Annotated in this window: 10 protein-coding genes and 5 tRNA genes; 14 read left to right on the top strand and 1 reads right to left on the bottom strand. The window is 58.1% G+C overall.

What is annotated here, in order from left to right; genetic code table 11:
• Positions 1 to 80 precede the first annotated feature (80 nt).
• From ABD76_RS13690 to map, 14 genes are all read left to right on the top strand, one after another.
• A complete protein-coding gene (locus tag ABD76_RS13690) occupies positions 81 to 578 on the top strand; it encodes a SprT family protein (RefSeq protein ID WP_197257685.1) in 498 nt (165 codons plus the stop codon).
• Positions 571 to 1392 (top strand): uroporphyrinogen-III synthase, encoded by an 822-nt coding sequence (locus ABD76_RS13685; RefSeq protein ID WP_197257683.1) that lies wholly within the window; start codon positions 571 to 573, stop codon positions 1390 to 1392. Before ABD76_RS13690 ends, ABD76_RS13685 begins: the two co-directional genes overlap by 8 nt.
• An 88-nt stretch (positions 1393 to 1480) precedes the next feature.
• A tRNA-Asn gene (locus tag ABD76_RS13680) sits at positions 1481 to 1556 on the top strand.
• A gap of 9 nt (positions 1557 to 1565) precedes the next feature.
• Positions 1566 to 1654: transfer RNA gene (locus ABD76_RS13675), tRNA-Ser, on the top strand.
• 96 nt (positions 1655 to 1750) lie between these two features.
• Positions 1751 to 3994, top strand: coding sequence for a helix-turn-helix domain-containing protein (locus ABD76_RS13670; protein WP_197257681.1), 2244 nt, complete (start codon positions 1751 to 1753; stop codon positions 3992 to 3994).
• Between the two features lie 643 nt (positions 3995 to 4637).
• A complete protein-coding gene (locus tag ABD76_RS13665) occupies positions 4638 to 5600 on the top strand; it encodes an ABC transporter permease (protein WP_197257679.1) in 963 nt (320 codons plus the stop codon).
• 15 nt (positions 5601 to 5615) lie between these two features.
• Positions 5616 to 6512: a carbohydrate ABC transporter permease gene (locus tag ABD76_RS13660; protein WP_197257677.1), complete on the top strand. Its 897-nt coding sequence runs from the start codon at positions 5616 to 5618 to the stop codon at positions 6510 to 6512.
• Positions 6513 to 6568: 56 nt separating this feature from the next.
• The gene (locus ABD76_RS13655; protein WP_197257675.1) at positions 6569 to 8248 is read left to right on the top strand and encodes an ABC transporter substrate-binding protein; all 1680 of its coding nucleotides are present in this window, start codon (positions 6569 to 6571) and stop codon (positions 8246 to 8248) included.
• A gap of 110 nt (positions 8249 to 8358) precedes the next feature.
• Entirely contained in the window at positions 8359 to 9594 is a 1236-nt protein-coding gene (locus ABD76_RS13650) for an alpha-L-fucosidase (protein ID WP_197257673.1), read from the top strand.
• 239 nt (positions 9595 to 9833) lie between these two features.
• A complete protein-coding gene (gene mgtE / locus ABD76_RS13645; RefSeq protein ID WP_197257671.1) occupies positions 9834 to 11225 on the top strand; it encodes a magnesium transporter in 1392 nt (463 codons plus the stop codon).
• Between the two features lie 812 nt (positions 11226 to 12037).
• Positions 12038 to 12112: transfer RNA gene (locus ABD76_RS13640), tRNA-Glu, on the top strand.
• A 46-nt stretch (positions 12113 to 12158) separates the two neighbouring features.
• Positions 12159 to 12234 (top strand) — tRNA-Lys (locus ABD76_RS13635).
• A gap of 48 nt (positions 12235 to 12282) precedes the next feature.
• A tRNA-Leu gene (locus ABD76_RS13630) sits at positions 12283 to 12368 on the top strand.
• A 160-nt stretch (positions 12369 to 12528) separates the two neighbouring features.
• A complete protein-coding gene (gene map / locus ABD76_RS13625; RefSeq protein WP_168178237.1) occupies positions 12529 to 13278 on the top strand; it encodes a type I methionyl aminopeptidase in 750 nt (249 codons plus the stop codon).
• 119 nt (positions 13279 to 13397) lie between these two features.
• Here map and ABD76_RS13620 read toward each other — a convergent pair whose 3' ends face one another.
• Positions 13398 to 14579, bottom strand: coding sequence for an ornithine--oxo-acid transaminase (locus tag ABD76_RS13620; protein WP_206765652.1), 1182 nt, complete (start codon positions 14577 to 14579; stop codon positions 13398 to 13400).
• Between the last annotated feature and the right edge of the window lie 27 nt (positions 14580 to 14606).

Below are 14606 nucleotides of genomic sequence, written 5' to 3'. Positions count from 1 at the left end.
CTCTCTTCATCCGCAATTCTACTCTTGACAGTGTACTGGACTTCCAGTACAAATTCAAGTAGGGAAGCAGGGTGATACAGATGACCTATACGAACCAATCGCTGCAGCAATGGGTAGAGGCGGTGTCCTTGCGGGACTTCGGCAAGCCGTTCCGGCATCAGGCCCGCTATAACGGGCGGCTCAAGTCGACGGGAGGCCGCTATCTGCTAGCCACGCATCATATCGAGATCAACCCGAAGCAGTTGGAGGCCTTCGGCGAGGAGGAAGTCGAACGGATCATCAAGCACGAGCTGTGTCATTACCATCTTCATCTGGAAGGAAGAGGCTATCGGCACCGCGACCGCGAATTCAAGGAACTGCTCCAGGCCGTGGGGGGCTCGCGCTACTGCCGTTCCTTGCCCGGCGCGGAGGGCAAGCGCAGGCTGCCTTACCGCTATCGCTTGGAATGCGTCGATTGCCGCCGCACCTATCTCCGCAAGCGGAGAGTGGATGTGACGAAATATGTGTGCGGCCGCTGCCGCGGCAAGCTCCGGCTCGTTCCGGTCCGCACAGAGACGGGGAGGAAGGATCATGGCTAAGCTGGAAGGGAAAACGATTGTTATCACGGGACCTCGCAAGGCGGAAGAAATGTCCGCGCTCGTGCGCAAGCAGGGCGGTACGCCCTTGGTAAGGCCGGCGCAGGGAACGATGCTTGAGGGGTTCGAGCGGCTGGAGGCGGAAGTCGACCGGCTGCTGGAGGCGCCGGTGTCGCTGGCCGTCTGGACGACGGGGATGGGCTTGGACAGGCTGCTGGAAGCGGCCCGCGAAGCAGGGAAGGAGCAGGCATTCCTTCGCAAGATGGCGGAGATGAAGCACGCGGCGCGCGGATACAAGACGGTGAATGCGCTGAAGCGAATCGGCATCGCGCCCGCCGTCCGGGATGACGACGGCTCGACAGCCGGGCTGCTGCGCTCGCTCGACGCGAGCGGGACCGACTTGGCCGGGCGGCTCGTCTCGCTCCAACTGCACGGCGATCCGGCCCCGGCGCTGGTTGCGTATTTCAAGCAAGCGGGCGCCGATACGATGGAGCTGATGCCGTATCGCCATACCCCGCCGCCGGAGGACGTGCTGCGCCGGCTCGCGGCCGAGCTGCTCGCCGGGGAAGTGGACGCCGTCGCGGTGACCAGCGCTCCGCAGGCGCGCTTCCTGTTCGAGTATGCGAAGCGGAACGGATTGACGGAGCGGCTCCTGGAGGTGTTCGCCAGCCGGACATGGATGGCCGCGGTCGGCAAAGTAACGGCGGCAGCCATCGTTGAGGAAGGGGTCAAGCGGATCATTGTCCCCGAAGAAGAGCGGATGGGCGCGCTTATCGTGGAGCTGGCCAAGCATTTCGGGAAGGAGAGCGGGGAGTAGGCCATGGGAGGGAGATGACTGGGAACACGAAATTCATCTCCCCCTGCTTGACATCTGTTCTATCCTGTGATACATTAATACTTGTCATTCCCCGATAGCTCAGTCGGTAGAGCACTCGGCTGTTAACCGAGTTGTCACAGGTTCGAGTCCTGTTCGGGGAGCCATTTTCATACGGAGAGGTACCCAAGAGGCCGAAGGGGGCGCTTTGCTAAAGCGTTAGGGTGTAACAGCCGCGAGGGTTCGAATCCCTCTCTCTCCGCCACTTATGATTTCAACAACAAGTCCCGCAAGGGATTTTTTTTGTTATCTTCGATGTAAGCGTTTACTTACGATGGTTCAAGCAAGGGAGGCCCTTATGATGAATGCCAAGCGATGGTTCTACCGTCTGCTGCTCTCGTATATGCCTGTGTTCATCATCGTCGTCAGCTTCTTGTTCTTCGTCTTTTTCCAGACGCTGAGCGAACAGAGCCGGAATGACGCCATGCGCACCAATGCCTCGCTTCTGCTGCAGACGCTGCGCGCGACCGATGCCTCGCTGAAAGCCATCGATCAGACGCTGGTCTCCGAAGTGGTGAACTCGCCGGAACTTGCCCAATTTTTTCAACTAACGGCGGATGACGACGTTCCGCTCCATATGCGAATCATGAAGCTGATGCGGCGAATGAGCGCCAGCTACCCGCTTATCGATTCGATCTACCTTGTCCGCTTCCAGGACGGCAAAGTGCTCAGCAGCAGCAAGGAATGGAGACTGGAGCAGTATCGGGACCGGGAATTCATTGAGAAGAACCGGAATCTGAAGAGCACCGACTCTCCCTGGATTGGAGCGCGGCCGTTCAAGGAATTCGATTTTCAGGAACCGAAGCGCGTCATCTCGCTTGTCCGCAGCGTGCCGAACTCGGTCGGAAGCGGCGGGATGGTCGTCGTCAATGTCGCTGCCGCATCGGTTGCCTCGATGGTCAAGGACTGGTACGGATCCGAATTGAACAGCATCCGCATTATAGATGGGGAAGAGAATGATCTGCTGTTCGATGATACCGGTAACCCTTCGGGCAAAAGCTTCAAGGTCGTCTCGAATTACATGTCTCCCTATACCGGTTGGGTATATGAGAGCGGCTTCCGCCAGGTCAAGACGGTGCTGTCCGCCGATCGGTGGTTCAACGTGTGGATGATCGGGGGGATGGCGCTTCTGCTTGCTGCGGCGGCCTGGATCGTCTACGTGACGCACCGCCATTATCAGCCGATCGCGAAGCTGGTGAACCGCGTGAACGAGATTGCCGCGACTCCGGCCTCGAAGCGCTCGGACACGGGCCGCTGGGATGAATTCGCGGTCATCGAATCCGCGCTGGACCGCATGTTCGCGGAACGGGATGAGTCTGTCGAGCGGGGGAAGAAGGATGCGGTCTTCCTGCGCAATTATACGTTCCGTCAATGGCTGGACGGGACGTACGAGGATCATCCGCTCGGAACGGCCCAGCATATCGATGTGCCGCTCGCGTCCGATCGGCCATGTCTTGTCGCCGTGCTGGAGCTTGACAACTACGCCGCCTTCGTCGAGGCGTATTCGAAGCGGGACCGGTTCCTCCTCCAGTATGCGGCCAAGTCCGCATGCCAGGAGACGGCCGTTCAGCACGGCTGGTCCCTGTGGGCGGACTGGCTGACAGGAGAGCGGCTGGCAATGCTGTGGCAGCCGCCGGAGCGAGGCGAAGGGGAGCCGGCTGCATGCGCAGAAGCCGAGCGGCGGCTGGGGGCCATGATGCACGATATGCTGACGTGGATTAACGGCTATCTGAAGTGGACGGCAACGGCAGGCATCGGCGGCACGGCGCCGTCGATCCGGGCGATTCCGCATGCGCTCGATCAAGCGCTGCGCGCCTTGAGCCGGAAGATGACCTGCGGCTCGAATCAGGTTTTGATCGAGGAGGAGCTGCGCCGGGATCCGCCGGATTTGCAGCCGTTGGCGCGCACGCTCGCCCACAGCCTGACGGTAACGGCCGCGGAACGAGAGGCCCGCCTGACCGGATGGGTGGAGCTGCTCCGCGCCGGGCGGCTGACCCGGGAGGAGGTTCGCCATGCCTGCCGCCAATGGGTGCCGGATGTGGCGCGCCGCTTGAAGAGCGCGGGGGAAGAAGCGCCGGAAGCGGTCTGGATTGAGCGGCTGGATGCATGCCTGACGCTGGAGGAGCTGGAGCGGACGCTGCGGGACGGGCTGGAGCGGGCGGCCGAGCGTCTGGCCTGCGCCGATCAGGAGCGCAACGCCCGGCTTATCGGCCGCGTGCAGGCCTATGTGCAGGAGCATTATGCGAACCCGCAAATGTCGCTGAATCTGCTGAGCGAGACGTTCGATATCGCGCCGAAGCTGCTGAGCAAAAGCTTCAAGGAAGTGACGGGCGAGAAATTCATCGATGTTCTGATCGGTCTCCGGCTGGAAGAAGCGAAGCGGCTGCTGCGGCAGACCGACCTTCCGGTGCAGGCGATTGCGGAGCGGATCGGGTATGGAGGGGCCGTCTCCTTCAGCCGGGTATTCAAACGAATGGAAGGCATCTCTCCGGGAGAATACCGGAGCAGTCATAGCGCCGCCGCTTCGGCGGATATGGCGCAATAAATAAATGGGGCGACGTGCATGGACGTCGCCCTTTTGGCGTTCACGGGGAGTGCGAAAGCCTGTAAAAGTGCAGGAATTGATCGCCAGCGGAACGGGAACTGCCTTAAAAAGCTGCAGCTGTGCAGTTTTTTGCCCGAAACGGTCCCGAACCGAGCGATAACGGGGAGAATTCCTGTATATTTGCAGGTTTTACTATTCCACGCCCCGGTGCTGCTGAAAAAGATGTACTTTTACAGTTTTTGCGGAGGACACGCGCGCGAGAATCCGAAAATCGTGTGCTCCGGCCCAGGTAGGTATTGGTGAGCTGACGGTGTTCTGAACACACGGACATTCCCGCCAAAGCAGCGGGCGAAAGTTGTCAAGCGAAGGGAAAACGGTCAATTGACCGTTTGCCGCAAGGGGGATCGCTGCGGGAGAAAATGGTTCTTCCCCGGGAAAATGGTTGATTGTGCCGGCGGAATTCCGTCGCCTATAATCAGACTCAACCCGGGAGGCTTTCGGACCGGATTGCCGGAAGCCGAAAGCCATCGCTTCGCTGCTGCGCCATGCGCTTCGTTCTAAGAGGATGAGCCGGCCAGGGGACATGCAGACTTGAAAACGGCAACAATTTGCATTTATGCGTTTGACAAAGGAGGAATGCCCCATGGCAAACGTCACGCCCGGATCCGCTCCCCGCCGCCTGACATCGCGTTTCGCGTTTGCCCCAGGCGCCGGCAAGCGGATCAAGAAGCATTGGCAGTTCTACCTGCTGGTCCTGCTGCCCGTCGCCTACCTGATTATTTTCAAATATGTGCCTATGGGCGGCGTGCTGATTGCGTTCAAAGAATATAACGTCGTGCAGGGCATCTGGGACAGCCCGTGGGTCGGACTGAAATATTTCGAGCAGTTCCTCGAATCCCCCTACTTCTGGAATTACATCCGCAATACGATCGTCGTCAGCCTGTACGGCCTAGCGGTCGGGTTCCCGGCTCCCATCCTGTTGGCCTTGCTGCTGAATGAGATTCGGAACGGCTGGTTCAAAAAGACCGTGCAAATGGTGACGTATGCGCCCTATTTCATTTCGACCGTCATTATGGTGTCTATCGTTATCGTCGCCCTGTCCCCGAACGTCGGCATGGTGAACAATGTGCTGCGGCTCTTCGGGCTGGAAGGCATCGACTTCATGGGGCGGCCGGAGCTGTTCAAATCGATTTATGTCTGGTCCGATGTATGGCAATATACGGGGTACGGCGCGATTATTTATATTGCCGCGCTGGCCGGCGTCAATCCGGAGCTGTATGAAGCGGCCAAGGTCGACGGCGCGACGCGCTTTCAGAAAATATGGAACATCGATTTGCCGAGCATTTTTCCGGTAATGGTGATTCTGCTTATTCTGAATGTCGGGAGCATGATGAGCGTCGGCTTCGAGAAAATGTATCTGATGCAGAACCCGCTCAATCTGGAGTCGTCGGAAATTATCTCGACCTATGTGTACAAGGTGGGGCTGTTGAATGCGAACTTCAGCTTCTCCACGGCGATCGGACTCTTCAACTCCGTCATCAATCTGATCTTGATCGTGACGGTTAACGCGATTGCGCGCCGGCTGTCCGAGTCGAGTCTGTGGTAAAGGGGGCCTTGTTCCATGCGCACAACGACGATTCGGGAATCGCTGCCCGACCGTTTGTTCCTCGCGGGCGTGTACATGTTTTTAACGTTGATTCTGGTCATTATTTTATTTCCGCTGCTTCATGTTTTGAGCGCTTCGTTCAGCTCGCCGCAGGCGGTCAATTCGGGGCGGGTCTGGATCTTTCCCGTCGAGTTGACGCTTGCCGGCTACAAGGCCGTCTTCGCCAACTCCAATATATTGACGGGCTACGCGAACTCAATCTTCTACGCCGTCTTCGGCACGTTGGTCAATGTCGTCATGACGGTGCTTATCGCCTACCCGCTGTCGCGCAAGACGTTCTACGGACGGCATCTGCTCATGATGCTGCTCGTCTTCACGATGCTGTTCGACGGCGGCCTCATTCCGAACTATATGGTCGTGAAGTCGCTCGGTCTGATTGATACGCGCTGGGCGATGATTATTCCGGGCGCCTTGGCCGTATTCCAGGTCATTATCGCCCGCACCTTCTTCCAATCTTCCATCCCGGAGGAACTGTCGGAGGCGGCGGAGATGGACGGCTGCAGCGATGTCCGCTTCATGACGAGCGTCGTGCTGCCGCTGTCCAAGCCGATTCTGGCCGTCATGACGCTGATGTATGCGGTCGGGCATTGGAATTCGTATTTCGGGGCGCTCATTTATTTGAAATCGCCTGATATGTTCCCGCTGCAAATCGTGCTGCGCAACATTTTGATTCTCAATTCCGTGGACCCGACCATGATGGCCAATGTGGATGACATGCTGCAGCTTCAAGGCATCGCCGAGCTGCTGAAGTATTCGCTCATCGTGGTGGCCAGCGCGCCCGTGCTGATGATTTATCCGTTCGTCCAGAAGCATTTTGTGAAGGGCGTCTTGATCGGGTCATTAAAAGGGTGACACGGCATGCCTTATGCATTTCGCTATGAGATGACATTTTCAAGGAGGGTCTAACCATGAGACAAAAAGGATCTGTCTTGCTCGCCATGCTGTTGAGCATCTCGCTGCTGCTGGCGGCATGCTCCGGAGGAGGGAGCGCGAAGCAGGGAGCGGCAGCAACCGATCCGGCCGATGAGGCCAAGGCGGAGGAGCTTTTCAACCCGGTTGGGGACTTCCCGATCGCGAAGGAGCCGATGACGCTGAAAATGTTCGCTCCCCAATCTGCGGCGATCGAGAATCTGGAGACGAACGAGTTCACGAAGTTCCTGGAGGAGAAAACCAATATCCAGATCAAATGGGATGTCGTGCCGGAAGGCGCGCTGGAGGAGAAGAAGCAGCTTATGATGGCCAGCGGCGACTACCCGGAAGTGATTCTGGCAGGCTCCTTCAGCAAGGCGGATCAAATGAAGTACGGCCAACAGGGCGTTTTCATCCCGCTGAATGATCTGATTGAGAAGTATGCGCCGAACATAAAGCAGGCGATGGCGGAGATCCCGTACTTGAAGGACGCGATGACGACGCCGGACGGCAATATTTACGCGATCCCGAAGGTGAACGAGTGCTACCACTGCACCTACGCCTCGAAAATGTGGATCAACCAAACGTGGCTGGATAAGCTCGGCCTGAAGATGCCGGCGACGACGGATGAGTTTTATGAGACCTTGAAGGCGTTCAAGGAGAAAGACCCGAACGGCAACGGCAAGCCGGACGAGATTCCGCTCACGACCGCCGGGAAAAAGGAAATGTGGGGCGGAGGTCTGGACGCGTTTTTGATGAATGCGTTCATCTATAATGATGCCACGACCTATATGTATCTGGACAACGGGGAATTGAAGTTCTCGCCGAATCAGGAGGCATGGCGGGAAGGGCTGCGCTATATCCACAAGCTGTATGCGGAAGGGCTGATCGACAAATCGTCCTTCACCCAGAACGCGGACGCCGTGAAGCAGGTCGGGAACCGGCCGGACAATGTGATGGGAGCGGTCGCCATCGCGCTGATCAGCTATGTGTATTCGCCGAATGAGCTGACCCCGCGCCACAAGGATTATGTCACGGTTCCGCCGCTCAAGGGGCCGGAAGGCGTGCGGCTTGCAGGCTATTTCGTCGGCGCCGGCAACGGCCAGTTCGCGATTACGAACAAGGCGACGGCCGAACAGCAGATTGCGGCGATCCGGTTCGCGGACTATCTCTACTCGGAGGAAGCGACCCTGTTCAGCAGCATGGGCAGAGAAGGAGATGGATACCGTAAGGCCAAGGAGGGCGAGAAGACAGCGGACGGAACGCCGGCGCGCTTCAAGCAGACGCCGAAGCCGAACGTGGCCCAGGTGCAGAACGGAACATGGCAGGAGCTCGGCATCATGAAAATGACGAATGAGCTGCGGGATTCCTTCGCCGTGCCGGAGGATATGTATTCGGAAGACGGCTACGGGCTGCGGCTGCGCACCGAATCCAAGAAATACGAGCCGTTCGCGAAGCCGGAGATCGCCTTCCCGTCCGATATCTTCATTGCGGCGGAGGATGCTTCCCTGGCCGCGCAGCTCCAGACGTCGATCAATGATTACGTCGAATCGAACATGGCGCAATTCATTACCGGCAGCAAAGATGTAGACAAGGATTGGGACGCTTATGTAAAAGGGTTTGACGGGCTGCATTTATCGAAGTATCTTGAAATTTATAGCAAGGCGTTGAAAAAATAAGGGGCAGGCTGCCGTCCGAAGCGCTAGGGAGCGGATTCCGGACGGCAGCCTTCTCGTCGCCTGGAGAGCGGCGAACGACCAATCTAACGTTAGAGAGGAGCGGCTGCCGGATGAGTCAAAGGCTGGCGGTGCCCACGCCGCAGCAAATGGCGTGGCAGGACTTGGAACTGGGCATGTTTTTTCACTTCGGCATCAATACGTATTGCGATCAGGAATGGGGAGACGGGACGGACTCCCCGGAATTGTTCAACCCGGCGGAGCTGGATGCGCGGCAGTGGATCCGGACCGCGAAGGAAGCCGGCTTCAAGTATGTCATTCTGACGGCGAAGCATCATGACGGATTCTGTCTGTGGCCGACCAAGACGACGGATTACTCGGTCCGGTCAAGCCCGTGGAGGAACGGGCAGGGCGATGTCGTGCGCGAGGTCGCGGACGCCTGCCGGGAGGAAGGGATGAAGTTCGGCCTATACGTGTCGCCGTGGGATCGGAACGCGCCATGCTATGCCGATCCGGCGGCCTATGACGATTTCTATGCGGGGCAGCTGACCGAGCTGCTGACCGGATACGGGCCTCTCGTCGAGGTCTGGTTCGACGGGGCGGGCTCCGAAGGGCGCGAATACGATTGGAAGCGCATTATCGGCCTCGTGAAGCGGCATCAGCCGGACGCGATGATCTTCAATATGGGCGCTCCGACGATCCGCTGGGTCGGGAATGAGGACGGCGTCGCCCCGTATCCGTGCTGGAATACAGCCGAAAGCGCCCGGGTCAGCATGTTCACGAGCGATATGAATACATGGATGGAAGAGACGCCGGGATGGGTGCCCGCGGAATGCGACGTGCCGATCCGGAAGCGGCATTGGTTCTGGCATCCGAACGATGAGCACAGCCTGCACTCCCTCGATCATTTAATGGACTTGTACTACCGATCGGTCGGACATGGCACGACGCTGCTGTTGAATGTCTCTCCGGACAACCGCGGCCTGCTGCCGGAACCCGACGCCAAGCGCGTGCTCGAATTCGGAGCGGAGATCCGCCGCCGGTTCGGACAGCCGCTGGGCTCCCCTTCCGGCACAGGGTACGGGCTTGAACTGGCGCTGGATGGAGAAGCCCTCATCGATCATATCGTGACGATGGAGGATATCGCCTACGGGGAACGGGTGCGCGCCTACACGATCGAGGCAGAGGTCGGCGGCGAGTGGAAGCCGGTCGCAGCGGGCAGCGCCATCGGCCACAAAAAGATCGACCGCATCGAGCCGACGCGGACGGCCCGCATCCGGATCCGCGTGACGGAGGAAGCGGCAGTCCCGCATATTCGGAGCTTGGCCGCCTATGCGGCCGGGGAATAAGGCATAAGCGGGTTGGAATAGGAAGCAAGAAGGGCAAGGATCGGCCGCAGCGATGGAATGCGGTTAATCCTTGCTTTTTTTCATATAATATGAAAGATTTAATAGGTAAAGTTCGCAAGCCGCACGAAGTGTCGGTACCGATGGAATGTGTTAATCATATGATGAAGCGATTGGCCTTATCGCGGCGCATGGACAGCATAGGGAGAAGTCCTGCGGAACATCATGAAGGAGGTGGCGGAGTGGGCAGACAACAAACCAATGACTCGAACGATGCGGGCAGCGGAGGCAGAGAGCCGGAAGATATCGTGGCGGAGGCGGTTCAGATTCTGGAGGGAGACAACGAATCGATTCGGCATGCCTTCCGGTACTGGCATCCGTATGACCTCGCTCTCGTCTACCGGGACGCGAAGATGACGCACCGCACCCGCTTGCTGGAGGTGCTCGACGTCGATCAGCTTACGGGCATCATGCGCGAGCTGGATCCGGCGCTGCAACTGGAGTCATTTCAGATGCTCGGGCGCGAGCGGGCTGCGGAAGTATTGAACCGCATGGATAACGACGACTTGGCCGACACGATGGCGGCCGTCAGCGTGGAAGCGAAGGAATTCCTGCTATCCCTGATGAAGCGGGAAGAGAGTGATACGGTACGTCAGCTCTTGACCTACGAGCCGGAGACGGCCGGCGGTCTGATGACGAACCGCTATGTCTGGTTCTATGAGCGTTATACGGTGCGTGAAGCCGTCGAGAAGGTGAAAGCTTTCGCCGAATTGACGAAGCATGTGCATTATTTTTATGTCGTAAATGAAGAAAAGCGTCTGGTTGGCACGCTCTCGTACCGCGAGTTGGTCCTGGCCCAGGAGACGGAGACGATTCAAGCTTTGATGAACGAGAAGGTCATCTCGGTTACGGCCGACACGGATCAAGAAGAAGTCGCCCGTTTGTTCGAGCAGTATGACTTCCTCTCGATGCCGGTCGTGGACGACAATAACCGGCTGATCGGGATCGTGACGGTCGATGACGTCATCGACGTCCTGCGGGAAGAGGCGCATGAGGATTTCAATAAATACTCGGCTACGGACAAGACGATCGATTTCCGCACGAATCCGTTCACGGCGGCGCGGCGGCGTCTGCCCTGGCTGATTATGCTGCTGTTCCTCGGCCTGGTGTCGGGCAGCATCATCAGCCGCTTCGAAGAGACGCTGCAGCAGGTCGTCGCCTTGACCTTCTTCATGCCGATGATCGCCGGCATGACGGGGAACACGGGCACGCAATCGCTGGCGGTCGTCATCCGCGGCCTGGCGTCGGAGAAGCTGGACAAGGGCTCCGTCAGCCGGCTGCTCGGACGCGAACTGGTCGTCGGGCTCATCATCGGCACCGTCTGCGGCCTCGCGGTCGCCCTCGTCGCGGGCTTCTGGCAGTCCAGCCTTCCGCTCGGGCTGGTCGTCGGCAGCTCCCTGTTCCTGACCGTCATTATCGGCACGATGGCAGGGACCGTCATCCCGCTTATTCTGTACCGCTTGAATGCCGACCCGGCGGTGGCGTCCGGCCCGCTCATTACGACGCTGAACGATATCTTCTCGCTTACGGTTTATTTCGGAACGGCGACACTATTCTTGTCCTATATCCTCTGAGAATCGTGCTGCTGACTGCGGTATTTGTTTCCAAAAGGTGACCTTGTGTTTAAGCTGCGTTGCATTAAAGTTGAGCGATGTTAAGTTATCAGTGCGTTAGGTGAGTTGCAGCAAATTGAGTTGTGTTAAGTTTTCAGTGCATTAGGTTGAGTTGCATTAAATTGAGTTGGGTTAAGTTTTCAGTGCGGTAGGTGAGTTGCAGCAAATTGAGTTGCGTTGTGTTAAGTTGGGTGCGTCAGGTTGAGTTGTGTTAAGCTGCGTCGAGTTAAACTGCGTTGCGGAATCCCGCGCCGGAGGAGCTGGGCAGGAGATGAGATTCATGATGCGGTTGGTGGGAACTGTCGCGAAGATTGTACTCTTTCGGCGGACAAATTTCGAAAATGTCCATACGAAGGCGGACAAGAAGGGATATGCTTCGCTTAAGGAGGAAAATCTATATATAGGGTGTACATTGGGTTGTTTGTTCTATATCTAGCGGGGTGAATGTCGAAAAAGAACCTATCTCCTTCACAGAAAAGTGTTCACTATTTGAAAGACATTTCTGTATATTTTCCACAAAATGAGGACACACCTGCGACTTCGACTATCGTCAGCCTGATGAGTCTGCTCTTTGTCCGGGGCAATTCCGAATTTTTGGATTTTTTCGGATTAATGGAGACTGGCGCTGCGGATGGACCGTCCTGCATGAATCCGCCCGGAAAAGGGCCCTGAAAAGCACATTGAAAAAATACCGAAAAAAAAGCTTGTCAACGGCCATGTCGTTTGTTATACTCTTAATTGTCGCCGCGAGGTGATGAAGTTTTTGAAGTCATGGCCCGTTGGTCAAGCGGTTAAGACACCGCCCTTTCACGGCGGTAACACGGGTTCGAATCCCGTACGGGTCACCATCTTTTCTTATGGATGATATGGCGGACAGCAATGTTCAGTCAGCACGAGCCATTAGCTCAGTTGGTAGAGCACCTGACTTTTAATCAGGGTGTCGAAGGTTCGAGTCCTTCATGGCTCACCAGTTTTCTTTTTGCGGTTGCAATGCGGAAGCATCGTTCCCAACATACGTGCGGTAGTGGTGGAATGGCAGACACGCTATCTTGAGGGGGTAGTGGGCGTACGCCCGTGGAGGTTCGAGTCCTCTCTACCGCACCATAATATTCATGACGAATGAGCGAAGTCTTGGCATACAAGGCTTTTTTTGTTTTTACCGGGATATCGCATTGAACTTGAACCTCGCAACCATTTCCAAGCGCCGGACGGAGCGAAGGAACGTTCCGAATCTGACCCGGCGGTTAACCAAGAGGTGTGGACTATGATTATTATCAAGACGAAAGAACAAATTGCCAAAATGCACGAAGCGGGCAAAATATTGGCGGCCTGCCACAAGGAGATCGCGAAAATGATCCGTCCGGGCATCACGACGATGGAGATCGATCGCTTTGTCGAGCGCTTTTTGAAGGAGCATCACGCGACACCGGAGCAAAAAGGCTATATGGGCTATCCTTACGCGACATGCGCTTCCGTCAACGATGTCATCTGCCACGGCTTTCCGAGCGAGACCGAGCTGAAGGACGGGGATATCGTCACCATTGATATGGTCGTGAATCTGAACGGCTGGCTGGCCGATTCCGCCTGGTCCTACGCGGTGGGCAATATCTCGGACGAGGCCGCCCATCTGCTGAAGACGACGGAAGAGTCGCTGTACAAGGGCATCGAGCAAGCGGTCATCGGCAACCGCCTCGGCGATATCGCGCATGCGATTCAGACGCTGGCCGAGGCCGAAGGCTTCTCGGTCGTGCGTGAATTCGTCGGCCACGGGATCGGGCAGGATATGCACGAGGAGCCGCAGGTGCTCCATTACGGGCCTGCCGGCAAGGGCATGCGCCTGAAGGAAGGCATGGTGATCACGATCGAGCCGATGCTGAATACCGGGGTCTGGCAGAGCAAGCGCGATCCGGACGGCTGGACGGCAAGAACGAAGGATGGCGGCTTGTCCGCGCAGTATGAGCATACGCTCGCGATTACGGCCGACGGCCCGCTTATTTTAACGAAGCAGGACTAAAGTGCTAATAAAGAGGCACAGGTGCAAGAACATGCATCCTGTGCCTTTTCTTTTGTGCCCGGTCTCGGGCGATGATCGTTCGAGCGGCCCAGCGGCCCGCTGCCTGGCTTGAACCGGATTTACGCCGGCAGCACTTCCCGAATCCGATCCAGCGCCCAGTCCAGCTCTTCCTTCGTTATGACGAGCGGCGGGGCGAAGCGGATCGTATGGTCGTGGGTTTCCTTGGCAAGCAGGCCGACCTTCTGGAGCTGCTCGCAGTAAGGGCGGGCGGGCTCCGTCAGCTCGAGCCCGATCAGCAGGCCGCGGCCGCGCAGTTCCTTGATGCGCGGCGATTGGAGCTTGGCGAGTCCGGCCATGAAGTATTCGCCAAGCTCCCGCGCCCGGTCGGCCAGCCGCTCGCGGACGAGCGTCTCCAGCGCGGCGTTGGCGACGGCGCAGCCGAGCGGGTTGCCGCCGAAGGTGGAGCCGTGCGACCCGGGCGTGAACGTGCCGAGTACCTCGGCATCGGCCGCGACGGCGGATACCGGAATGACGCCGCCGCCCAGCGCCTTGCCGAGGATGTACATATCGGGCACGACCTCTTCCCAGTCGCAGGCGAACATTTTGCCGGTGCGGCCGAGCCCGGTCTGGATCTCGTCGGCGACGAACAGGACGTTGTGCCGGCTGCACAACGCGCGGGCCGCCTTCAGGAAGCCCGGCTCCGGTACGATGATGCCGGCTTCGCCCTGAATCGGCTCCACCAGAAAGGCGGCCGTATGCGGGGTGATCGCCCGCTCGAGCGCGCCGATATCGCCGTACGGGATGAGCTTGAACCCGGGCGTGAACGGGCCGAAGCCTGCCTTGTATTCCTCTTCCGACGAGAAGGACGTGATCGTGACCGTCCGGCCGTGGAAGTTGCCGTCGCAGACGATGATCTCGGCCTGATTGTCCGGGATGCCCTTTCGCTCGTAGCCCCAGCGGCGCACCGCCTTGATGGCCGTCTCCACCGCCTCGGCTCCCGTATTCATCGGCAAAATCATCGCCTTGCGCGTCAGGTTGGAGAGGCGCTCGTAGAAGGGGCCGAGCTGATCGTTATGGAACGCTCTTGAGGTGAGCGTCACTTTTTCGGCCTGGTCCTTGAGCGCCTGGATAATGGCCGGGTGACGGTGGCCATGGTTCAGGGCGGAGTAGGCGCTCAGCATATCCATATAGCGGCGCCCCTCCGGATCCTCGACCCAGACGCCCTCGGCCTTCGAGATGACGATCGGCAGCGGATGATAGTTCCGTGCCCCGTATTGCTCCGTCTGGTCGATAATTCGCATCGATTGATTCACTCTTGTCTCCTCCTT

The sequence above is a fragment of the Paenibacillus dendritiformis genome (genome assembly GCF_015845845.1).
GTDB classification, from domain to species: domain Bacteria; phylum Bacillota; class Bacilli; order Paenibacillales; family Paenibacillaceae; genus Paenibacillus_B; species Paenibacillus_B dendritiformis_C.
The sequence above is the reverse complement of the archived record's forward strand: the minus strand, read 5'-3'. Positions and strand labels throughout refer to the sequence as shown.